The organism is Bacteroidia bacterium (genome assembly GCA_041391665.1).
Classification (GTDB): domain Bacteria; phylum Bacteroidota; class Bacteroidia; order J057; family J057; genus JAGQVA01.
The window spans coordinates 1,221,766-1,244,075 of the sequence record JAWKNO010000001.1 but is presented as its reverse complement, the minus strand read 5'-3'; the positions used below and the strand labels follow the sequence as shown (position 1 = coordinate 1,244,075).

The 22,310-nt window shown below is 47.1% G+C and carries 18 protein-coding genes; 2 read left to right on the top strand and 16 right to left on the bottom strand.

Annotated elements, in window-relative coordinates:
* Positions 1-2: 2 nt before the first annotated feature.
* From R3D00_05200 to R3D00_05125, 16 genes are all read right to left on the bottom strand, one after another.
* Positions 3-1,181 (bottom strand): restriction endonuclease subunit S, encoded by a 1,179-nt coding sequence (locus R3D00_05200; protein ID MEZ4772561.1) that lies wholly within the window; start codon positions 1,179-1,181, stop codon positions 3-5.
* On the bottom strand, positions 1,171-2,181 hold the full coding sequence (locus tag R3D00_05195; GenBank protein ID MEZ4772560.1) for a PDDEXK nuclease domain-containing protein: 1,011 nt from the start codon (positions 2,179-2,181) through the stop codon (positions 1,171-1,173). Before R3D00_05195 ends, R3D00_05200 begins: the two co-directional genes overlap by 11 nt.
* A complete protein-coding gene (locus R3D00_05190) occupies positions 2,172-4,625 on the bottom strand; it encodes an N-6 DNA methylase (protein ID MEZ4772559.1) in 2,454 nt (817 codons plus the stop codon). The genes R3D00_05195 and R3D00_05190 overlap by 10 nt, the downstream gene beginning before the upstream one ends.
* Positions 4,626-4,809: 184 nt before the next feature.
* On the bottom strand, positions 4,810-5,922 hold the full coding sequence (locus R3D00_05185) for a glycerate kinase (GenBank protein MEZ4772558.1): 1,113 nt from the start codon (positions 5,920-5,922) through the stop codon (positions 4,810-4,812).
* A 166-nt stretch (positions 5,923-6,088) separates the two neighbouring features.
* Positions 6,089-6,892 (bottom strand): prohibitin family protein, encoded by an 804-nt coding sequence (locus R3D00_05180; protein MEZ4772557.1) that lies wholly within the window; start codon positions 6,890-6,892, stop codon positions 6,089-6,091.
* 150 nt (positions 6,893-7,042) lie between these two features.
* A complete protein-coding gene (locus tag R3D00_05175) occupies positions 7,043-7,660 on the bottom strand; it encodes a MarC family protein (GenBank protein MEZ4772556.1) in 618 nt (205 codons plus the stop codon).
* Entirely contained in the window at positions 7,650-8,171 is a 522-nt protein-coding gene (locus R3D00_05170; protein ID MEZ4772555.1) for a DUF3124 domain-containing protein, read from the bottom strand. Before R3D00_05170 ends, R3D00_05175 begins: the two co-directional genes overlap by 11 nt.
* A 64-nt stretch (positions 8,172-8,235) precedes the next feature.
* The gene (locus tag R3D00_05165) at positions 8,236-9,255 is read right to left on the bottom strand and encodes a Gfo/Idh/MocA family oxidoreductase (protein ID MEZ4772554.1); all 1,020 of its coding nucleotides are present in this window, start codon (positions 9,253-9,255) and stop codon (positions 8,236-8,238) included.
* 5 nt (positions 9,256-9,260) lie between these two features.
* Positions 9,261-10,088 (bottom strand): phosphogluconate dehydrogenase C-terminal domain-containing protein, encoded by an 828-nt coding sequence (locus R3D00_05160; protein ID MEZ4772553.1) that lies wholly within the window; start codon positions 10,086-10,088, stop codon positions 9,261-9,263.
* 5 nt (positions 10,089-10,093) lie between these two features.
* A complete protein-coding gene (locus tag R3D00_05155; GenBank protein MEZ4772552.1) occupies positions 10,094-10,903 on the bottom strand; it encodes a sugar phosphate isomerase/epimerase family protein in 810 nt (269 codons plus the stop codon).
* Between the two features lie 28 nt (positions 10,904-10,931).
* Entirely contained in the window at positions 10,932-11,906 is a 975-nt protein-coding gene (locus R3D00_05150; GenBank protein MEZ4772551.1) for a sugar ABC transporter substrate-binding protein, read from the bottom strand.
* Positions 11,903-12,877, bottom strand: a complete 975-nt coding sequence (locus R3D00_05145; GenBank protein ID MEZ4772550.1) for an ABC transporter permease — start codon at positions 12,875-12,877, stop codon at positions 11,903-11,905. The genes R3D00_05150 and R3D00_05145 overlap by 4 nt, the downstream gene beginning before the upstream one ends.
* 2 nt (positions 12,878-12,879) lie before the next feature.
* The gene (locus tag R3D00_05140) at positions 12,880-14,394 is read right to left on the bottom strand and encodes a sugar ABC transporter ATP-binding protein (protein ID MEZ4772549.1); all 1,515 of its coding nucleotides are present in this window, start codon (positions 14,392-14,394) and stop codon (positions 12,880-12,882) included.
* A 10-nt stretch (positions 14,395-14,404) separates the two neighbouring features.
* A complete protein-coding gene (locus R3D00_05135) occupies positions 14,405-15,376 on the bottom strand; it encodes an ABC transporter permease (GenBank protein MEZ4772548.1) in 972 nt (323 codons plus the stop codon).
* A 143-nt stretch (positions 15,377-15,519) separates the two neighbouring features.
* Entirely contained in the window at positions 15,520-15,741 is a 222-nt protein-coding gene (locus tag R3D00_05130) for a helix-turn-helix transcriptional regulator (protein ID MEZ4772547.1), read from the bottom strand.
* A 3-nt stretch (positions 15,742-15,744) separates the two neighbouring features.
* Positions 15,745-16,224: a DUF2975 domain-containing protein gene (locus R3D00_05125; protein ID MEZ4772546.1), complete on the bottom strand. Its 480-nt coding sequence runs from the start codon at positions 16,222-16,224 to the stop codon at positions 15,745-15,747.
* 528 nt (positions 16,225-16,752) lie between these two features.
* On the opposite strand from R3D00_05125, the gene R3D00_05120 reads away from it, so the two are divergent.
* Both R3D00_05120 and R3D00_05115 read left to right on the top strand, forming a co-directional pair.
* Positions 16,753-19,887 carry a glycosidase gene (locus tag R3D00_05120; protein MEZ4772545.1) on the top strand — a complete coding sequence of 1,045 codons (3,135 nt, stop codon included), beginning with the start codon at positions 16,753-16,755 and terminating at the stop codon, positions 19,885-19,887.
* Positions 19,888-19,906: 19 nt separating this feature from the next.
* Complete coding sequence (locus R3D00_05115) at positions 19,907-22,309, top strand: Ig-like domain-containing protein (protein MEZ4772544.1); 2,403 nt, start codon at positions 19,907-19,909, stop codon at positions 22,307-22,309.
* The last annotated feature ends 1 nt before the right edge of the window (position 22,310 follow it).

Sequence of the window (22,310 nt, the reverse complement as noted above, 5' to 3'; positions counted from 1 at the left end):
CATTAAACAAGCCGTATTTTCCCCGTTAATAAATTTTGCATCATTCCCAGTTTTACTTTTTTGTACTTCTCCAATTTGGTTTCTAAGGCGCTTATCTCGGCATCCATATCGGATAAAATGGTGGCGATGCGGGTTTGTTCTTCCTGATTTATAGGAATAGGTATTAAAATCGGATTTAAGTCACTTGGATGAATGTGTGGTTGTGCTCCACCTGTTTGCATTTTATAAATCTTATCTTGAAATAATTGCATCAAGTAGAAAATAAATTCGATAGAGTAAGTATCACTTTCTTCAATTGTTGAACAATCAGATGCAAAAATTGGATAATTATGAAATGAAACATAACCAGCACTTGCACCAGAACCACTGATTGTAATAGTTTTACCGAACCTATTTGGTTTATTATGATAGTAAGCAGGTGTTTTACCTCCTGCAATAACAGGAATGTAACCATTAATTCTTGTACTTTCAGTAATTAATTGTCCTTTTCTTATGTCACAGACATCCCCCAACTTCTTCACCTCCCACCCCCCATTATCAATTGACAATTGACAATTAACCATTAATAATTTTTGCATTGCCCCTTGCTTCATCATTCGCTTTTTGGCAATGAGTTTTTCTAAACTGCTTATCAAGGCATCGGCATCGGATAGGGCAGTGGCGATGGTGGTTTGTTCTGCTTTGGTGGGGGGAATCCCCACCTGCATTTTGTTTACTATTGTTATGTAAATGTGCTTGATCGTTGAGCCACCAGCATTATCAATCATTGTCCTTTGATAATAAGTGTCTTCCAACAGTAATTTTAAAAATAATGGATAAATCTTATCATTTGGCCTTATCACAGCCACTGATTGATTAATGCAAATTTTTTCATCACCAACTAACGCCAATCTACCAAGTGAACCATCCTTTGTTAGCAGTATGTCGTTTTTCTTTGGTCTGCTTTTGTCTGATAATAAATATTTATAAGCTTCTTCTGTCGTTTTTCTTGCTGTTTCAAACTTTATCCTTCCTTCATTTACATCGTTGGCGGTAATCATATATACGCCTTCAGAAACTGTAGGCATTGGATTTGTAAATCCATATGATATAAATGAAAAGTAATGTTGTAAGTCTTTGCACTCCCAATCCTCCGGAATCAACCCTACTTCAGTTTGTTTGTATGCGTTTTTAGTTGTCATGTTGCAGTTCTTTTTCAAGTTCTTCGATAGAGGGCAAGCTGCTTTGTATGGCTGCGGGCAATATGCGGGTGAGTTCGTATTCCGAAATACCTATGGGTTTGTTGATGTCTTTTAGGGCATATTCGGCAAATATTTTATTGTTGTTTTGGCAGAGAATAAGCCCTATGGTTGAATTGTCGGAAGGGTGTCGCAACAGATCGTCCACTGCCGAGCAATAAAAATTCATTTTACCAGCATATTCTGGTTTGAAATCGCCTTTTTTAAGGTCTATGACTACAAAACAACGCAGCTTGAGGTGGTAAAAAAGTAAATCCAGGTAAAAATCTTTATCCCCTATGGCAAGAGGATATTGTCTGCCTACAAAAGCGAAACCGGTACCCAATTCTAAAAGAAATTTCTCGATATGTTTGATCAGTTCTGTCTCTAATTCTCTTTCCGAAAAGGTATCGGAAAGGGTCATGAAATCAAAAATATAGGGGTTTTTTAAGGTTTCCTTTGCCAACTCCGATTGGGGCGCCGGTAATGTAATTGCAAAATTATGTGCAGCATCGCCTTGTCTTTCAGCTAAATTGGTTTTAATCATTTGTACCAAAGTATCTCTTCCCCAATTACTTTCTAAAGCTTTACAGGCATACCAATTTCGTTTTTCGCTATCTTTTACCCTTTGCATTAGAGCGATGGTATGCCCCCAGGGCAATTTTGCAACAGGCTGTTGCAAAATTGAAACATTGGAATATTCTCTGGCAAACTGCACCATATAGCCAAGGTTTCTATTGGAGAATCCTTTTACTTCGGATAGTTCATTTTTCAAATCGTTGGCTATTTTTGAAATTACGCCTTTGCCCCAGCCTTCACTTTTCTGTCGTTGAATTATCATATTTCCAATGTCATAATACATCAATATCATCTCCGCACTAATAGCGTACAAAGCTTTTGATTGTGCCTGGTGAATTCTTTTTTTGATGTCATCAAGCAAATTTTTATAGTGTGCTAATTCCATACAAATCCCATTTTAAGTAAATGTTGGCTTACCTTTTCCTCCAACTGTTTCACTTCATCCGTTTGTTTGGGCAGCGGCATTTCGTAACGTTCTGCCAGTTCTTTAATGCGTTGGGTCAGTCGTTGGCTGATGCGTTCCATTTCGGTTTTTACGCTGCGCGCTATGCTGTCCATCCATTTATCGTCCACTACCAGTTGCCTGATCTCGTCTTCGGAGAGGGTTTTGTAGCGCTCAATGACTTCTTTGTCAAGGCCGGCCTGGGCTTCTTTGATTTTTTTGTTGAGTTCGGTTTGGGTTTCTATGAGTTGTAAGTATCGTTCCAGCACCGTTTTCTTATCCAGTAATTGAGCATTTTTTGCCTCTTTCTTCAATTCACCATTGACAATTTTCAATTCACCATTAACGGAGGCTTTGTTCACTTTGTCCAATTCGGCAAAGTAGCCATCTTCGGTATTGTGCTCTTCTTCGAGTTCGCTGAGTTGATTGGCTATACTTTCTTTTTCAGCTTCCATGTTTTCAATGGCTTGTTTTTCGGCAAGGAAATAGCGGTCAATCACCAGGTATTTAGGCACCAGATCGCAATCCCACACAGTGGCAGATTTGGTTTGCCTGATGATGCTGAGTTCTGCTTTCCATCCCTCGGCTGAAATCTGATAGCAATCGTCCTGCATCACCTCATTCCAATAGTTCATCAGGTGCTGATACACATCGTATTTGTCCATCAGGGCTCTGCCAGTGTAAGTAGTCAGCACATCTTCCGAAATGCGGTGTATGGTTTGCCTGGGATGTGTACCTGCTGTTAAAGACTTCAAAAGGCGGGTATTTCTGGTTTTCCAGGCATCAAATACCGCATCCATTTCCTGGCTGAAGGAAACGAATTCCGGATGGGAGAAAATCATATTTTTTAATTGAGAAGCCTCAATGGTTAACTGGGAATACCCCTTCCGATCTGCTCTGAACAGTTCTTCGCGGAGAGAAGGATAAACATCCCAATAATCTTGCAGGGCATCGATGTCGGGATTGGGGATTCCGCCCTGCAAATGGGCTTCAATATCTTGTATGTCTTCGGCTTCCTGACTATCGATGTAGCGCGGAATATTTAGGTTGAAATCATTTTTGGGGTCGCTGATTTCTTCCACACTTACCAGTCGGCTGTATTTGGGCAGTTCAATCTGTTTGTTAAACACGTCCACGATCTTGTGAATGTCCTGCTCCCGCAAGCGGTTTTTGTTGCCGTCTTTGATGAAACCTTTGCTGGCATCCACCATAAAGATATGTTTGCGTTCCCCGGCGCCTTCTTTGTCCATTACAATTATACAAGCCGGAATACCCGTACCGTAAAACAAGTTGGCAGGCAGCCCGATAATGCCTTTGATATAGCCGCGTAAAATCAGGCTCTTGCGAATTTCGGCCTCGGCATTGCCCCTGAAGAGGACACCGTGTGGCAAAATACAAGCCCCTTTACCGGTGCTTTTCAGCGATTTGAGAATGTGCAGCAGAAAGGCATAATCACCGTTTTTGTCGGGTGGGGTTTTATAAATGGCCCTGCCTGTTTTGGCAGTTTCATCATCATCTTTTTCAAAGCGTCCGTACAGATCATTTTGCGGGTCGAAGCCGGTTGCCCAGTTTTTGGAAGAAAAAGGCGGATTAGCGACCACAAAATCGAAAGTTTTCAGATGGCCGTTACTCTCTGTAAAATAGGGGTCAGACAAGGTGCTTTGCCCCCGGTGAATTTCAATGGCCTCCTGCCCGTGCAGGATCATATTCATACGGGCAAGCGCAGCAGTAGCCACGTCTTTTTCTTGTCCGTAAATTGTACCTTTTCCGTCGGCTTCGTCTATGGCCTTCAGCAGGAGCGACCCGGACCCGCAGGTGGGATCATAAAAAGTTGTTCGGTTCGTAGCGTCGTGAATATTCAACACCTTTGCCATTACGCGGCTTACTTCACTGGGGGTGTAGAACTGGCCTTTGCTTTTTCCGCTTTCGGTAGCAAAGTTTTTCATCAGGTACTCGAAGGCATCGCCGAGAATATCATCCCCGCCAGCCCGGTTTTTGGAAAAGTCGAGCGCCGGATTTTCAAAAATGGCAATGAGGTTGGAGAGCCTGTCCACCATTTCCTTGCCCTTGCCCAGCTTGTCATCATCGGCAAAGTCGGCCACATCGATCACGCCTTTCAGGTCATTGGCTTTTGCCAGTTCGCCAATGATGATGTTGATTTTGTCACCAATGTCTTTATTGCCCTTTAGTGCTGCCATATCTCTGAAACTTCCACCTTCGGGAATTTCGATAATGGCATCGGGGTCGTTGGCATATTTGTCGCTGACGTATTTAATAAACAGGAGTACCAGAATATAGTCTTTGTACTGACTGGGGTCCATTCCGCCTCTTAATGCATCACAACTCGCCCAGAGAGAGCTGTACAGTTCAGATTTTTTGATAGCCATGTAATTGCGTTTTTATTCCTATTCCAGTCCAGGAAACAGGGACCGGTATGCCGCTTAAATCTCCTGATATTTCTTCAGTCCACCAAATACTTTTCCCGGAGGTATCATATATCTGTCGGCTTATCCGGAGTCTGACAAAGAATGTGTTCTGCCCGCAACTCCTCCTTATGTCGGTAGCATGAATTCATATATAGGGGGAGTAGCGCTCCGCCAGCCCTTCAAGGTAGGCGGCGCCATTTTGCATGGCGTCTTCGAGGTCTCTGGCTTTTTCTGAGATGGAATAAATGGCTTTTGTGTATAATGATGCGGATGCTGTGTCGTCAAGTTCATTTTTGCCGACAAACAGCGTCAATGGTTTGCCGTGCCTGCGGCAAAGACCCGCTACGCCATCCACAACCTTGCCTTGCAGCGACTGGCTGTCGAGTTTGCCTTCACCACTGATGACCTGGTCGGCGGACTGGATTTGCTGTTCCAGGCTTGTGAGCCTGGCGATGGTGGCGAAGCCGTTTTCGATTCTGGCGCCAAACAGGGCGACCATGCTGGCAGCGATGCCTCCCGCTGCGCCACAGCCGGGCAGGTCGGCTACTTCTGCGCCTGTTTCTTTGAAAAGGATTTGGCTGAAGTGGCGTAGTCCGTCGTCAAGACGGATGATTTGTGCGTCATTTGCGCCTTTCTGGCGGGCATAGACGTGGGCCGCGCCATTGGGACCAAAAAGCGGATTGGTCACGTCGCAGAGCAGCGTAATATTTATGTTTCCAAAATCATGCAGGGTGTTGCGCCTGATGTGGCAGACATGGTGCAACTGGCCGCCTGTGGGTTGGAGCGGTTCGCCGTTTTCGCCCAAAAACTCACAGCCAAGGGCCGCAGCGATCCCCATGCCGGCATCATTGGTGGCGCTGCCTCCGAGGAAGAGGTAGATTTGCCGAAACCCGCGGGCGATAACCGCTGAGATCATTCTGCCCGAACCCACTGTGGTAGTATTAAGGGGATTGCGCAGGTTGTTTTCGAGCAAAACCAGGCCGCTGGCGCTGGCAAGTTCGATAAAAGCGGCATCCTCAGTGGTAAAGCAGGTAGCGGCGATGTTTCTGCCCAGCGGGTCGGTGGTGGCAACCGTCAGGGGCTTGAGGTTCAGGTGCCGGGACAATACCTCCAGTGAACCGTCGCCGCCGTCGGCCATGGGGTGGAAAATGGTTTCCGCCTGCGGGTAGTTTTTTTTCAGCCCGGATGCAATAGAATGACAGACTTCTTCCGCGGTCAACGATCCTTTAAATTTGTCGGGGCAGAGGAGTATCTTCATTTTTTGGCATTTTCCTATGGGCTACAATTTAGGTTTTTTGGCGGAATGATAAAGCCTGCGAGGGATAGATCTTCAGCAAAAAATAAACCGGCGCATAGATAAGATTTTCTATGTGCCGGTGGGTGGTTTCAGCAGCGTAGGAAAAGGCCGCAGGAATCAGGCTGGATTATTGCCCGTCGATCAGTACAGGCGCTTTACCGTCGGTGATGATGAGTTTGGCATTGGGAGATTTGGAAAGTTCTTGCAGTACTTCGAGGCTTCTCCACTGAATAATCTTTTCGCTCAGGCCCTCGGACAAGACTTTTTGAGCATCTCGCACGCCTTCGGCTTCGATGATTTTTCTGTCAGCTTCCAGCCTTTCGCGTTGCAGTTCAAATTCCATGCGCTGGGCCAACTGCTCTGCCTCCAGCTTGTTTTCGATGGCCATGTACAGACCGTCGGGCAGACTGATGCTTTTGAGCAGTACCGCCTCAATTTCAAAGCCTCTGCCGTCGAGCATACCGGCCATGTGTTCGCGAATTTCTTTTTCGATCAATGCCCGCTGGCCGGAGTGCATGTCCTTGGCAAAAAAGCGGGAGCAAACATCCGCAGCGGCGGAGCGAAACACACTCAGAATCAATACCTCTTCGTAGTTTTCACCTACTTCGGCAATTACCATCGGCGCCATTTTGGGGCGAATATGGTACAGGATCGATATCTCCGAATTGACATTCAGCCCTTCTTTGGACGGGAGGTTGAGTTTTACTTCGCGGTTGACAGTTCGCGTGGGCAGACGCATCACCTGCGTTACAAAAGGATTAAAACCCACGACTCCCGGCTCATATACCTTATTTTGCAACTTTCCTAATCTGCTTTTTACGCCTACTTCTCCGGGACGGATTACCATACATCCAGAAAGCAGGATCATTATTGCGAGAGCAAGGGCCGGTACAGAAGCCCCAATCCGGATAGATGACTTTTTCTCTTGCATAGTTGTGTTACAGTTAATGGTTATTCATATAATATAACTACGTGCAAAAGGAATAGTTTTACTATCATTAATATTTTTTTTTACCCATCATCTTGCTGGCAACAAAATCAGGACTGGTGGATGCCTTAGTTGGCTACAACCTATATAGTTTTATGACGATATGGAAAAAAAGTCTCTCAACCCGCTCAGAATACTCTGAACCGCATAGGAGGCCAGGATCAGCCCCATAATTTTACTAATGACAGTTATCCCATATTCGCCTACACGTTTTTGAACCATATTCGCGCCCAGCAGCAGTAGCATGGTCAGAATTACGACCAGCAACACCCAAAGGGTTGTAACTGCTTGTTCCTGAATAGTATAGATGTGGTTGTCTGTTAATAATACAACCGCCATAATAGCACCGGGAGATGCAATGGATGGGATGGCAACAGGGAAAACTGTGACATGTTTAAAGTCTTTAATCAGGTGTTTTTCAGATTCAGGTTTTCCTTCACCAAAAATCATGGTCAGGGCAAACAGGAACAGGATAACGCCCCCTGAAATCTGAAAAGCATCGAGAGAAACCTCCATTCCCTCCAGAATAATCTGGCCGACCAGAATGAAGAATAACAGAATCAGGAATGCAATAAATGACGCTCGGATTGCGATTTTTTTTTTATGTTTTTCATCGAAATCCTTCGTGGCTTCCAGGTAAACAGGAACCGATCCCAGCGGGTCAATAACTGCAATAAGGAAAAGTATTTTCGTAAATATTTCAGTTGCCATACGTGTTTACCTTTTGGCCTTGCGTGGTAAATGAAATGCCCTGTTGTCCGGAAGTAGAAATCATAACCCCTTCAAAAAATGGTTCATGGGAGTTGGGTTTTATAGCCCAGTCAAAAATGAAATTTGCGCCGGTTCCTCCTTCCTGATCGTGTTCGGCAATGACAATTTCCACCGTTTCCATTGGTTCAATGAAAATAGTTTTTTCAAAATAGGTTCTGATAGACTTTCCCTTCGTATCAAAGTATTCTGCTTTGCGGAGGTAAACGGTATCAGCTTTATTTACATTTCGCATGCTGACTGTTACCGTCAAATTGTGAGTACGATGCTCTGAATAACTATATATCTGTGAATAAACCGACAGATAACTGGTGCCATACACCAGCGAATCCGGAAGCCCGGATTGGATTGTCCGCTTATCCCAATTTACAGGATTGACAGAGCTTATTGCACTGTTTTCTTTACAAGACTGGATCAAAAGGGTGAGAATAAGCAGGTTTTGTATGATTTTCATAGTCAGAAATTGTCAAACACTCCTTTTGTGTTGTTTTACCAGTCATTAATATAGAAAAAAACAACTAAAGATATAGGGCCTTTCCACTTTTCGCTGACTCATAAGCCGCCCAGACCAGCCTTACGGTTTCGAAGTTGTCATCGCCTGTATTTTCGGCTTTGCCATTGCCCCGCATATCCTGGAGGATGTCGTAATTGATGGCGACAATGCTGGGCGGCTCGGGTTTGAGACGATCGGTCTGCCAGGGATAAGATTGCATCGGAACCACTTCTCTGACTGTACCTTCTGTCGTGGTAATGCTCAATTCAAAATCGGGATCGAGGCGTATGCTGCCCTTGTCTCCTTCAATGAGCAGGGTGGTCTGAGGGAAAATTTCTTTTTCGAGCGGAGAACTGAAGGATATTTCCTGTACGCATACCACCCCGTTTTTCATAGTAAGCAAGGTTGTGGCCACATCTTCACCTTTGATGGTGGGGTTGACCGTCTGAATCTGGCAATAGATGGATTTCGCTTCGCCAAACAAAAACCGCAGTACATCAAACTGGTGAGAGCCCTGGTCGGTAAGGGCAAAATGTGTGAGTTCTGCAAGGAAGGGCTGGGTTTCAAATACGGGAAAAGCCGTGTTGAAGGCAGTTTTGCACCTGAATGGTTTGCCGATGACGCCTGAATCCAATATCGCTTTTACCCGGCGGAACTGAGGCTGCCAGCGGTAGTTTTCATGAACATAAAACCTGACGCCGGCTTCCCGTGTTATCTGCATCATTCGTTTGGCGGTCTCAAAATCAGGCGCCATAGGCTTTTGGCAAATCACATCAATGCCTCTGCGGGCTGCCATTTCGGTGAATTGTGCGTGAGTATCCACATCGGTGATGATGTCCACAAAATCGAGGTTTTCATTGTCCAAAAGTGCTTCCGCGTCGTCGTACACGGCCGGAATGTTGAACCTCCGGGCGATCACCTCTGCTTTGGATTTGGTGCGGTTGAATACGGCTACACACTCCACGCCTTCCAGTTCCTGCCAGGCACCGATCTGAAACTGAGACCAATAGCCTGTTCCGAAAATGGCAAACTTTAACTTCCTCATGGGTTTTACTCTGTGATCGCTTTGATCTGCCGCCTGATATCGTCCATTTCAAATATTTGCTCCCAACCCTCTTTAAATAAAATGCTTTCGGCGCGGTTGAGGGCTTTTATGGCTGCATCTGAAAACTTGATGGGCAATTCGCCAAAAAGCACTGCCAACTGGATATTGATATGTCCCAGTATAAAATCGCGGGCAGCTTCTTCAGGCACGCCTTTAGACACAACCACGTCCAGGGCATCTCTGACTTTTTTGATGCAAGTCGAGCATAAAGTCTCGCTGAAGCCCGGCTCCAAAATCGCCATATGCTCCACGGTAACTTTATGGTTTTTGGTAACTGGCTGATAAATGGTGCGGGTGAGTTTGTCGCCTTTTTGAAAATCATCATCTGTGCCGTGCATGATGGCCGATACGGCTGTTTGCCTTGCGGCAATACCGCCATAATAATCAAAGTGCGCTTCCTTGTCCGGCTCCCAGTTGAATACAGAAGGGTGCGAAGGATGGGTTACATAATACACGAGGTCGTCACGGTGCGGCAGGTGACCGGCAAGCGGAGCGGCAGGGTCGAGACAAACAGCCATTGCGCCGGGCTTCATTTTTGGGATGACATCTGTTGACACTGCCCTGATAGCCACATCAGGCACGGCAAAAATGACAATATCCGCCTGCGGAATCGCCACTTCGGGGTCGCTGGTCGTAATTCCTTTTTCACGGAGCCGGGCAATCGCCGGTTCGGAAATTTCGAGATAGTCCACGTCATAATCTGATTTGAGCAGGTTATCGGTACAGCGCATACCCATTTTTCCTCCTGCTCCCAACAATGCTACTTTGGTCATATTCTTTAAATAAAAATGGTTTTCAAATAATTGATACTTTGTTCCACCCATTGTGCTTCTTTCCTTATGGTTTGCTCCAGGTCATCCATGGGCTCCGGCCAAAGTTCGAGGGTGGCACTATAACACCGGTTGTATTGTCGCAAGGTTTCGACAATTTTTTTCACCGGCATCATGCCCTGCCCTGCGGGTGTACCTGTGGTGTCAAATCCCATGTTGTGCCATTTCCTTTTGATGGTATAGTCTTTTACATGGAAGTTGAATGTATAGGGAGCCAATAGAGAAAGTATCTCTCCTATGCTCTGGTCGGCTCCCATAGAGTTGATCGTATCGAGGCAAATGCCCACCCATTCGGGATCGGTGCGCTCCACCATTTCCACAAATTGATCTGCCTTCAGCCGGTCGTGGTTTTCAATGGCGAGCTTTACATTTTTCTGTTTCAGCACCGGCAGTACCTGGTTTATGACCGAAACGATTTTGCTCATATCGGGCTCGTAGCCCGGCGCATCTACGACAATTCGCAGAAAAGGAGACCGGAACCGCCCGGCAATATCGAGGTAGGTTTGTACATGATCGGGCAACAAACCTCTGGCGCCCACTTCTGCCTGGATATTTTCGTCGCGGCAAAAACCTATCAACTGTGCCAGTTCTGGTTCTGGAAGCTGGTGTAAGGGCAGGTTGTCGCCAAACTGCACCCTGTTCAGCCCCAGATCTTTTGCCCTTTGGAGAAAGTCCAGGGCATTCATAGGCTGTAATGGCCGGCGGTTTCCTACCCCTATGGCCCATGCAAATGCAAACGTGCTGATACCCAGTTTCATAAAAACAAATATAGTTGCCTGCGTCTGACTATGGTATATTGGCTCCCCACATTTGTTGTGCTTTTTCTTCCAGATTTTGCTGATGAATCACAAAACCTGGATCAACGATGGTTCGTTCCGGCTTTTTTCCTTCAATCACATCCAGAATGGCCTGCACTGAAGCGCTGCATTCATAAAAAACATCCTGGACGCCGTCGGCGTCCAGATATCCTTGCTTCAGCAGGGCATAGGCCATGGCATCTCCGTCAAAGCCGCCCAAAATCACGTGACGTTCGTGCCCCACGGGGTAGTATTTATCCGTATTTTTGAGGGCTGACAGGATGGAAGGAAATAAAAAATCTGAGGAGGTAAAGATAAAACTGATGTCGGGATTGGCCTGTAAAGCATTGGTTACGCCTGCCAGTGCTTTTTCCTGATTCCATTCTGTCGGGATTCCCGATACGACCTCAACCACATCTTCATATTCTTTGATGGCATCGTAAAAACCGTCGCGGCGATAGATGGCGTTGATATCGCCCAGGTCGCCGATCAAAATCATGGCCTTGTGTTTTTTTCCCGAAGCTCTGGCCAGTTCGCCCATATACCGGACGGTATTTTTGGTGATCTCATAGTTGTCGGCCACGATGGCGACATGGTCACCTGCATGCTGAGCAGGAAGCCGGTTGTATATGACAATAGGGATACCGGCGCGGTTGGCAGCCTTGATAATGGGAATAATGGTGTGTGCGTCTTTGGGAGTGATGATGATGCCATCTACTCCCTGAGAGATAAAATTATTGACCTGCTCAAACTGCCGGTTGGCATCTCCGTTGGAGACCGCCAGTAAATACTGGATTCCCCTATTCTCACAATTCGTTTTCAATGCCTCAACACTCGCAACCCAGTATTCCGTTTGCAGGGTTTCAAAGGAAATGCCTATGGTGGGTCCGGTGTTGGGTGGCTGACATGAAGTGAGGTACAACAACAGGAAAAGCGGAAACAGGGAAATGTATTGCTTATTCATAGGGCAGTTTTTGTTCTCAGGTTTTTTTGTATGCTCTTGTGGCGAAGACTGTCAATCATTACAATCAAAAAAATCACAATTCCCGTGATCACGGGATAGAAGTACGGATTGGCATTAAGGATGACTAACCCATTTTGAATAGACTGAATAAGTAGGGCCCCGACCAGGGTTCCGGGAAGTACATTGCCTTTTCCCCCAAATAAACTTGTGCCTCCCAACACCGCGGCAGCTATGGCCATAAATTCGCTCTGATACCCGAATGTAGGCGAGACTGCCCCCAGTTGCCCCAATGCCACTATTCCGCTCAGTGCAGCACAAAGACCACAGATCAGATAAACCCCGAGCAAGATTTTCTCAACGGGAATGCCTGCTTTCCGGGCTTTTTCCATGTCATTGCCAACCGCATACATCTGTCTGCCAAACGGGGTCGCCGTGAGCACAAAATGTGAGATTGCCAGCACCACAAGTAAGATCACCACAGGCATAGGCAAGCCGATCACCTTTGCCGAACCGATCTGCAGAAATGATTCGGGTAAATTGATGGCCCTGGTTTCTGAAAGGTACAGACCCAATCCACGCCCTGCATAAAAAGTGGCCAGGGTCACAATAAACGGAATGATTTTCAGCCTGAATATAAAAAAGGCATTGATTAATCCGAACAACAGCCCGATCACCAAAGCCAACGGAATCACCACCCAAAGCGCAAATCCTGCCACTGCCAGTTTCCCCGACACGACTCCCGCCACAAACATAACCGAACCTGCGGAAAGGTCTATGCCTGCGGTGAGCAATACAAAGGTCATTCCGATTGCCAGTATAGCGAGAGAAGAAGACTGGATGAGAATATTGGTGAGATTGCTAAAGGTCAGAAACTGGGGCGAAAGAAAACTGAAAATAACAAGCACCGCTACAAAAAGCCAGATGGTGGAATGGCGGGACAGCAATTGAAGGATTTTTTGGAATGGGGGCATGTTCATTTGATTTCAGTTTGCTTGTGCAGGGCTGCTTCGAGGATAGAATTTCGGTCAAATTGAGATTTGTCAAATGCGCGGGTAACCCGGCCTTCGCTCATGACAATGATGCGGTCGCACATCCCGAGCAGTTCTTCCAGTTCGGAAGAGATCATCAAGACCGTAGAACCGTTTTCCACCAGTTCATTGATCAGTCCGTAAATCTCGCGTTTTGCGCCAATGTCAATCCCTTTGGTGGGTTCATCCAGAATCAGTAGTTGCGGGTGGGTCAGCAGCCACCGGGCCAGCACGATTTTTTGCTGGTTGCCGCCGCTGAGGGTAGCGACCATTTGCTGTGTCTGAGATTCATATCTGGTTTTGGTAGCGGAAAGTTGCTCTTCTGCTGCCCCTGCAGCTTTGTTGCGGTTGATGCGTCGCAAAATACCTTGTGAGAAGTCGTTCAACGCAGCCAGCTGCGCATTTTTCTGAATATTCATTTTGAGCAGCAATCCTTCTTCGCGTCTGTCTTCTGTGAGGAATGCGATTCCATTTTGTATGGATTTGGCCGGGGAGGTTTTTCTGACCGGTTCTCCTTTCCAGAAAATTTCGCCGGAATCCCAACCATCGATGCCAAATAAAATTCTCGCCAGTTCGGACCTTCCTGCCCCAACCAGCCCGTAAAACCCGACGACTTCCTGCTTTTTGACATCAAATGAAATATTTCTCAGAAAGCTGCCGGCGTTCAGGTTTTGTACCCGCAACACTTCTTTTTCACCAACCATTGCTTTTCGCTCCGGAAAAAACTCCGATATTTCGCGGCCCACCATTGCCTTTATCAGTGCCCGCTCGTTGAGGTTTTTTTTCTGGTCTATCTTCACAAGCTCGCCGTCCCGCAATACGGCAATATCATCGGCCAGGTGCAGCACATCCTCCAGATTGTGGCTGATATATACCATGGCAATTCCTTTTTCCCTGAGTTTGCCTATAAGTTCAAAGAGTTGATGGGCTTCATGCCTTGAAAGCGAGGTGGTAGGTTCATCAAAAATAATGACCTGGGGGTTGATACTCAGCGCTTTGGCAATTTCTACCAACTGGCGCTGGGCGGGGCTCAGGGATTCTACTTTTTTAGAGGGATCTATAGCCAGGCCTACCTGATTCAGCAGTTCGACTGATTTTTCCTTGATTTTCTGCGGGTCAATTCTGGAGATCAATCCCAATCTCTTTTTCGGGAAGTTGCTGATGAAAAGATTTTCTGCGATACTGAGATTGGAAAAAAGGTTTAGTTCCTGATGAATAAAGGCAATACCATGCGCCTGGGCGGTTATGGGTGAATCGGGGAGATAATTCGCTCCGTTGAGAGTCATCGTGCCCGACGTAGGCGGGAAAATACCGCCCAGCAGGTTCATCAGCGTGGATTTTCCGGCTCCATTTTCACCTATCAGCCCCAGTATCTGCCCCTTATCCATGGAAAATGAAATGCCTTTAAGCACCTCTGCCTGTCCAAATGACTTTTTGATATTTTGTATTTGCAGTAACATAATCCCGGTGCTAATTTTTTCTGGCGTTTAATAAATTCATCAGTGCTGCCAGCAAAATCACCAATCCTTTTACCATCATAATCACAAAGTAAGACAGCCCGATCAGGTTGAGGCTATTGTCGAGCAGCGTCATAAAAACTGCTCCAATGATGGTCCATTGGATTTTCCCCACTCCCCCCAGCAGGCTGGTACCGCCAATGACCACTGCTCCGATTACATCCAGCAGAATGTGTTGTCCCATGACAGGGGAACCTGTTTCGAGGCGTGCAGTATATAAAACTGAGGCGGTAGCTGCACAAATCCCGCATATAATATAGGACCAGATGATGGTGCGGGATATGTTTACGCCTGAGATTTCGGCGGCCTTCTGATTCATGCCCACCGCCGGCAGCCACTCTCCGTAAATGGTTTTGTCCAACAGAAACCACGCTATACCTACTACCATCAGCCCAATGAGTAAAGGATAGGGAATCCACAGGATATTTGAATAAGGCATATTTACAAATGCTTCCGGCAGCATATACACATTCTGCGACTGAGTGAGCCAGATGGCACTCCCGCTGAAAAGCATCATGGTGGTAAGCGTAACCATAAATGCGGGCATGCCCAGCTTCGCAACCGCTACTCCATTGATCAGCCCGATGATTGCTCCGGCCAGCAACATCAGAGCAATACTTACCATGATCCGTAGCCAGACGGGCTCAATAAATGCACTGTTTTCGCTCAGCGAATACCCTCCTGCAATACTGGCAACGGCAATGATGGCTGTAACAGACAGATCAATGCCTGCACCGAGCATTACGTAAGTTTGTCCGATGGCGACAATCAGCAGCGGGATGAGGTTGTAGAGCAGATTCCAGGAATTATTGATGGTAAAAAAGCCCGGTGCAATCACAGCCATCACCACATAATACAGGGCACAACCCAAAATCAGGGTGTTTTCGGGTTTTACAGGCCATTTAGAAGCAACAGAATTTTCCATGTAGTCGTATCAGCGTTCATGAATTTAGCAAAAAGGGCAACCTGCTGCAAAGAAAATTCGCTGCGGCCTCATATGTTTCACATCATATTGCGTCAAGAAAAAAGCCACACAACGATACCCGTTGAGTGCAACGGAAATAACGATTAAATAGAGGATTTTTCGTCATTTACATACTCCAGAATATCACCCGGCTGGCAGTCCAATGCCTTGCAGATGGCTTCAAGGGTGCTGAAACGAACGGCTTTGGCTTTCCCTGTCTTCAAGATAGAAAGGTTGGATAATGTCAGATCAACTCTTTCAGAGAGTTCATTCAGAGAAATTTTCCGCTTTGCCATCATCACATCTAAGTTTACAATAATGGGCATAGCTTAAATGGTTAAGTCATTTTCGGATTTCATGTCAAGGGCATTTTGCAATACTTTTTCAAATATTGCGGCAGCGGTTGCGACAACCACGGAGACAAAAGAAGTCACGATACACATAGCAAGAAACCCCGCAGAGTCGTCGTCTTTATCATGGGTGAGCTTAATAAATATTCCCGCCATCACAATCAATATACCCAGTATGATTGCACAATACTTGATACTTTTTAAGGCGTTAACGGCGTCTGTGGAAAACACCCTGTTCTGGCCTATGTATCCCAGCAGTTTGAATGCTTTGTAGAGCGCAACAAAGAAAGCGATTGAGGCTGCGTATCCATACAGGATAAACGGGTCAGCGTAAATGCTAAACAAGTCTAAATTTACAGCTCTTCCCTCGGTAAGGGGAAGCCGGATCAGAATAGCGAGTGCCACCATGCTGACCAGCACGACGACTGCCTGGAGAAAAATGACTGAAGTTCTTTTCATAACAATTCCATGAATTTATGATCATGGAGCAATGGTAATAAATATTTATTGATAAACAATAAATATTTTCTCTTTATCAGCAAAAAGGCAATAAAAACATTGTTTTAACGGTACGCAAATCCCGGATGTTGACATTTTGGTTTACGCCTCTTTTTCTTCTACTCAAATACCTTTTCGATCACGATAACCTGGGAGGAGGCGGCTATTTCATATTCGATGGTATCTCTTACCATCTTCATCACTCCTGCACAAACAAAATCCGGTTGAATTAAGTTAGTATTCAAGGGAAAATGAGGAGATGAATATGTGTATTAATAAGCGGGCAACTTTAAATCGGTTATACTTGCCTGTTATCCGGAGCCTGTTTATATACATCATAAACACCTGATTTTCAGAATATTTGAATATCATTTTTTCATGCGAATCTTTCCTGTATATCAATAGTATATTAGGGCGTGATGTATTTTATTCCTAAATTTTAGAACTACTCAAGGTTGTAATTTAAATTGTCAAAGAACCTACTACTCGATGAAAAACATTTTCTTCTACCTCGCGTTGTCCCTGTTGGCTACCAGCCTTGCTGCGCAGGCCGGTCAGGTTAAGGTAATCGATGCCAGTGATGGAACCCGGCTTACCGTAAACGGGGAGCCTTTCATGATCAACGGCATGAACTGGGACTATCAACCCATTGGTACAAACTTTTCTTACAGCCTCTGGAAGCAGCCTGATGATATTATCCGGGCTGCCCTGGACAGCGAAATGGCACTCCTTCGGAATATGGGGGTCAACACGATCCGGATTTATACCGGAATACCCGCCCGATGGATCACCTACATCTATGAAAAGTATGGGATTTACACCATGCTTAACCACTCCTTCGGTCGTTACGGACTTACTTTGGACGGTACCTGGGTCCCCAACACCGAATACGCGGATGCACGGGTTCGGGCACTCCTTCTTAAAGAAGTGCAGGAGTTGGCCAACGAATACCAAAATACCCCAGGCCTGCTTCTGTACCTTCTCGGCAACGAAAACAACTACGGCCTCTTCTGGGAGGGAGCAGAAACCGAGGATATCCCCATTAATGACCGCAAATCCACCATTCGGGCGAGAGCTATGTACAAGCTCTTCAATGAAGGTGCACTGGCCATGAAAAACATAGACAAACAACACCCTGTCGCGCTTTGTAATGGGGACCTTCTCTTTCTGGATATTGTCGCTGAGGAATGTCCCGACGTAGATATCTACGGCACCAATGTGTACCGGGGTGTTTCATTTGGAGATGCCTTCAGACGGGTAAAGCAGGAATATGGCAAGCCGATCATGTTTACTGAGTTTGGCGCTGATGCTTTTAATGCTATCTCTCATAGCGAAGATCAGGAAGCACAAGCCTACTATATGGTGGGTAACTGGAGAGAAATCTATGCAAACGCTGCCGGAATGGGCCAAACGGGGAATGCGATCGGAGGGTTTACCTTTCAGTTTAGCGATGGATGGTGGAAATTTGGACAAACCAAAAACCTCGATATTCACGATAGTAATGCATCGTGGTCAAATGGCGGCTACCAACGCGACTTTGCAGAAGGGGAAAATAATATGAACGAAGAATGGTTTGGTATCTGCGCCAAAGGACCAACAAATGAGCGGGGGCTCTACTCGCTATATCCCCGGGCTGCTTATTATGCGCTCAAGGAGGCACACCAGTTTAGCCCCTATCTGCCGGGCATGAACCCTGGCGCTTTGGACCAACATTTTTCCAGAATCAACTTAGTGTCAAATGTACTGCAAGCGCGGGGCGACCAGGCGGCGCTTTCTGCTGAAGAAAACAAAAAGCTCAGTATCAGCCGCATGAGTACCCAACTCACTACGTTTAATACCGGAGGCAGCCTTGTAGCTACGCCAGAGGTGGATAATCCCGCTGACCAAAAATTTCCCAACCAGCTTGGCTTTGACCATATGCAGTCCTTTTTTGTGGGTGTGAAAGGCCAGCCTGCCTCTAATATGCGTGCCAACGTAGAGTTTAACATCCTGGGCAATGTAGCTCAAAACCCCATTAATGAGATATTTTATGAAAACAGGGGACGCCCCGTCACCGTGCAGACCAATAATGGCCCTGTAACGTTGAACGATGCCAACCGCGTGAGTGTGTACAGAGCCGATTTTGAGTGGAACCACAAACTCTTCGACATGACCGGCTTTTACCGTACCGGGCACTATCACTGGGGATACGAAGGCGACTTCTTTGGTCTCTATCCCGAAGCCAACTACGGTCCCAATATCGATATCTACAACGGAAGTGCGCCTGTGGGGGTCGAATTTGCCGGCAAACGGCAGCTCAAAGGCCTGGCCCTGGCAATGGGACCTGAGTTGTGGTGGGGCGCGAACCCGGCCTTACTCGTCAAATATACCCGCGAACTGGCCGGTATAAAAGTATCGGGCATCTTCCATGAAGATCTGGACCAGCGTGGCACCTCGGAAAGCTCCTTTGCAATTCCCGTCCCCAAAACCCGACGGGCCACCTTACATCTGGCAAAAAAACTGGGGCCCCTTGGCGTAGAAGTTGGTGGTATCTGGGGAGGACAGCCCCTGCAAGGAAGAGTTTTTCAACTGATGAACCCCGAGTCGGAAGATGATCGCACCGCCTATCAAGATCAAATCCGCCCGGAAGATATGTGGGGAGGAAAGGCTAAACTTACCTATGCACAGGGCCGAATCCAGTGGTATGCTTCAGCCGCTGCACAAGGTCTGGTAGCCAATGGTGGTGCAGATTTGACCCGCACCTATACCGGTTGGCGACTCAAAGACAGTGGTAGTGGCAATCAATACAACGTGCTAAGTGGCTTTACACTCGGACTCGGAAACCTTCAAATTGCACCCAATTTTCTGTGGCAGCGCCCCATCGTAGGCCCTATGGTAGCCGATGCAAATGCCCCCGGACGTCCCCGCAACATTCTTACAGATCCCTTTATCGTACGTGCCAACCGCGAGACCGTAGCCGGAGAGATTCTCCTTACCTACGACCCGACTCCGGGCACATGGATGTACGAATGGGACAACGACAGAGCAGAGGATGCCAGGTTTGCAGCTAGCGCAGGGTTTGTCTACCGCCATCTGCCTACCTCGCAGGATGCCGCTATCGGTATTTTGCCCGATGGACGTACATTCTTTGCTTTCCCCGGTGCAGCGCCGGCTCATGACCTGTGGGAAGCCCACGCCCGTATCGTGTCCAAACTTAGCCCCGAACTTGGCTGGATTGCCAATATCTACACGGGTACGGCGCAAGCCAACGGAAGTGATGCCCGACTGATCATGCGCTCAGGGATAGACCTGCGAATGATCTACAAAAAAGTGAAAATTATCGGTGCATACAGGATCAACGATTGGGGACCCTACGATTATCACCGCGATTTTAACCTCACTTTCCCACAGCAGGTTTCCCTTGACCTTTCGACATCCTTAAGTAAGCCAGACTGGTTTGCTTTGCCCAATACCCAAATCGGCATAATGGGCATTTTCAGAACCCTCGACCAATATAGTCCTCGCTATTGTCCAAGCCGAACCATTGACGCAGAGGGTAATTATGTATGCGATCCGACCGCTGTTGGCTTCAGCAATGGCAATGAGTGGGAGATCCGTACCTACATTCACATTAATATTTTTTAATCATTCAATATACCGACCAATGACAACTAAGACGTTCAACAACTTCATCGGGATAGGAATTTTTGTCTTCCTCGCCTTTAGCCTTGGTTGCGAGCGAAAACTTGATGAGCTGGAACCTGCGTCCTTTCCCGTCGATGGAAATGTGTTTCTGGACGGTTTCAGCGCGGGACTGGAATATGCGGCCTTTGGTGGTTCTGATGTAACCGCATTTAAGGTAGTCGATGAGGGCGCCTACGAGGGCACTTCCGTGATGCGATTTTCCGTACCTGACTTTGATGACCCCAAAGGTGCTTATGCTGGTGGTGCATTCTTTGTACCCGGAGGACGTGATCTTTCCGGATTTAATGTACTGACTTTCTGGGCCAGAGCCTCACAGGCAGCTACTATCGACGTACTTGGCTTTGGCAATGACCTGGGAGCCAATCGGTATGTCACGACCATTTCGAATACGCCCGTAAATACCAACTGGCGGAAATACTACATTCCCATTCCCGATCCAAGCCGGCTTAAAGAAGAAGGCGGCATGTTTTTCTATTCTGAAGGACCGGAAAACGGGAGTGGTTACACTTTTTGGATTGACGAGGTGCGGTTTGAAAAACTGGGTACAATCGCGCACGGAGAAGCCGGAATTTTTGACGGGCAGGCCCTCAACGTTTTTGCTGAAACCGGTGCGATCTTTACCGCAAATGGCTTTGCTGAGTTTAACCTGCCCACAGGGGTAAACCAACGGGTAGAAGCCGCCCCTGCTTACTTTACCTACACTTCTTCCAATCCTCAGGTTGCCAGTGTCAGTCCTTCAGGTACGGTAACTGTAATGGATGCGGGTGAGGCAACTATCACCGCCAAACTCGGCGATCTTGATGCAGTGGGATCCCTGAAAATCACTTCTACCGGAGCAGCTGTATTGCCAGCATCTCCCGCTCCTGTGCCTACGGTTCCTGCGTCAGATGTGATTTCCATCTACAGTAATGCTTATACGAATGTTCCTATTGACTTCCTTAACGGTTACTGGCAGTTTTCTACCACCCAAAGTGAGGAAGTACAGGTACAGGGAGATGACATCGTTCGCTATAGCCAACTCAATTTCGTAGGAATTCAGTTTACTGCGCCGACCATTGACATTCGGGATATGACTCATTTCCATCTGGACATCTGGACGCCTGATGCTACCGATCCTCCTGCTGCATTCAAAGTATTATTGGTGGATATCGGGGCAGATGGCGACTTTGGGGGCAATGACAATTCTTCCCATGAGATTACCATCACCAGCCCTAGACTGCAAAGTCAGACCTGGGTCAGCCTGGATCTTCCGCTCACGGATTTTCCCGGTCTGACCGGACGCCAGCATCTGGCACAAATTGTACTCTCCGGCGACCTGCCCAATGTTTTTGTTGACAACATCTATTTCTACGACGACGGCCAGGGCGGTGGTGGCGGAGGAAGTACACCGACTGTAGCAGCACCAAACCCTCCGACGCGGGCGGCGGCAGACGTAATTTCTGTGTTTAGTAATGCTTACACCAACGTTGCCGGTACGGATCTGAACCCTGACTGGGGGCAGGCCACAGCTGTCAGCCAGGTAAGTATTGCGGGCAATAACACCCTGCTTTACAGTGGTCTTAACTATCAGGGTATCCAGCTGGGCACTTCGCAGAATGTTTCCTCTCTGGAGTCTTTGCATCTTGATTTCTGGACCGCCAACTCCACCCAGTTGAATGTATATCTGATCAGTACGGGCCCGCAGGAAAAAGCCTACGCGCTGAATGTTCCCACCTCTGGCTGGTCAAGCGTCGATATACCCCTGTCTGAATTCTCAGGTGTAGACCTCGCCGATGTAATCCAGCTCAAATTTGACGGCAACGGCACCATTTACCTCGATAATATTTACTTCTTCCGCGGCAGTGGCGGCGGCGGAGGAGGGAGTATTCCTACCGTAGCTGCGCCCACCCCTACCCTTCCGGCAGCAGATGTCATCTCTCTTTTCAGCGATGCCTATACCAACGTTACGGTTGACACATGGCGTACAGACTGGTCCGCCGCTAATTTTGCAGATATCACCGTGGCCGGCAATGCGACCAAAGAGTACACGAATCTGGATTTTGTAGGGATAGAAACTGTAGTCAACCAGATCAATGCTACCAGTATGACCCATTTCCATATTGATGTATGGACCCCCAATGCTACCTTTTTTGCCATTAAGCTGGTGGACTTTGGTGCTGATGCTGCATTTGGTGGTGGAGACGACAAAGAACATCAAATCGATTATCCTACTCCCACCCAGGGCCAGTGGATCAGTTATGATATTCCATTGACCGATTTTGTCGGACTTACCACCCGGGCACATATGGCACAATACATCCTGGTAGGGCAGCCTATCGGTAATAGTACGATCTACGTGGATAACATGTACTTCCACAAGTAAA

Excerpts from the sequence above, each read along its gene's own strand:
- R3D00_05135 (MEZ4772548.1), bottom strand. The coding sequence starts at position 15,376 with ATGGAAAATTCTGTTGCTTCTAAATGGCCTGTAAAACCCGAAAACACC.
- R3D00_05115 (MEZ4772544.1), top strand. The coding sequence starts at position 19,907 with ATGACAACTAAGACGTTCAACAACTTCATCGGGATAGGAATTTTTGTC.
- R3D00_05195 (MEZ4772560.1), bottom strand. The coding sequence starts at position 2,181 with ATGGAATTAGCACACTATAAAAATTTGCTTGATGACATCAAAAAAAGA.
- R3D00_05185 (MEZ4772558.1), bottom strand. The coding sequence starts at position 5,922 with ATGAAGATACTCCTCTGCCCCGACAAATTTAAAGGATCGTTGACCGCG.
- R3D00_05140 (MEZ4772549.1), bottom strand. The coding sequence starts at position 14,394 with ATGTTACTGCAAATACAAAATATCAAAAAGTCATTTGGACAGGCAGAG.
- R3D00_05190 (MEZ4772559.1), bottom strand. The coding sequence starts at position 4,625 with ATGGCTATCAAAAAATCTGAACTGTACAGCTCTCTCTGGGCGAGTTGT.
- R3D00_05130 (MEZ4772547.1), bottom strand. The coding sequence starts at position 15,741 with ATGCCCATTATTGTAAACTTAGATGTGATGATGGCAAAGCGGAAAATT.
- R3D00_05170 (MEZ4772555.1), bottom strand. The coding sequence starts at position 8,171 with ATGAAAATCATACAAAACCTGCTTATTCTCACCCTTTTGATCCAGTCT.
- R3D00_05165 (MEZ4772554.1), bottom strand. The coding sequence starts at position 9,255 with ATGAGGAAGTTAAAGTTTGCCATTTTCGGAACAGGCTATTGGTCTCAG.
- R3D00_05180 (MEZ4772557.1), bottom strand. The coding sequence starts at position 6,892 with ATGCAAGAGAAAAAGTCATCTATCCGGATTGGGGCTTCTGTACCGGCC.
- R3D00_05150 (MEZ4772551.1), bottom strand. The coding sequence starts at position 11,906 with ATGAATAAGCAATACATTTCCCTGTTTCCGCTTTTCCTGTTGTTGTAC.
- R3D00_05120 (MEZ4772545.1), top strand. The coding sequence starts at position 16,753 with ATGAAAAACATTTTCTTCTACCTCGCGTTGTCCCTGTTGGCTACCAGC.
- R3D00_05175 (MEZ4772556.1), bottom strand. The coding sequence starts at position 7,660 with ATGGCAACTGAAATATTTACGAAAATACTTTTCCTTATTGCAGTTATT.
- R3D00_05200 (MEZ4772561.1), bottom strand. The coding sequence starts at position 1,181 with ATGACAACTAAAAACGCATACAAACAAACTGAAGTAGGGTTGATTCCG.
- R3D00_05155 (MEZ4772552.1), bottom strand. The coding sequence starts at position 10,903 with ATGAAACTGGGTATCAGCACGTTTGCATTTGCATGGGCCATAGGGGTA.
- R3D00_05160 (MEZ4772553.1), bottom strand. The coding sequence starts at position 10,088 with ATGACCAAAGTAGCATTGTTGGGAGCAGGAGGAAAAATGGGTATGCGC.
- R3D00_05125 (MEZ4772546.1), bottom strand. The coding sequence starts at position 16,224 with ATGAAAAGAACTTCAGTCATTTTTCTCCAGGCAGTCGTCGTGCTGGTC.
- R3D00_05145 (MEZ4772550.1), bottom strand. The coding sequence starts at position 12,877 with ATGCCCCCATTCCAAAAAATCCTTCAATTGCTGTCCCGCCATTCCACC.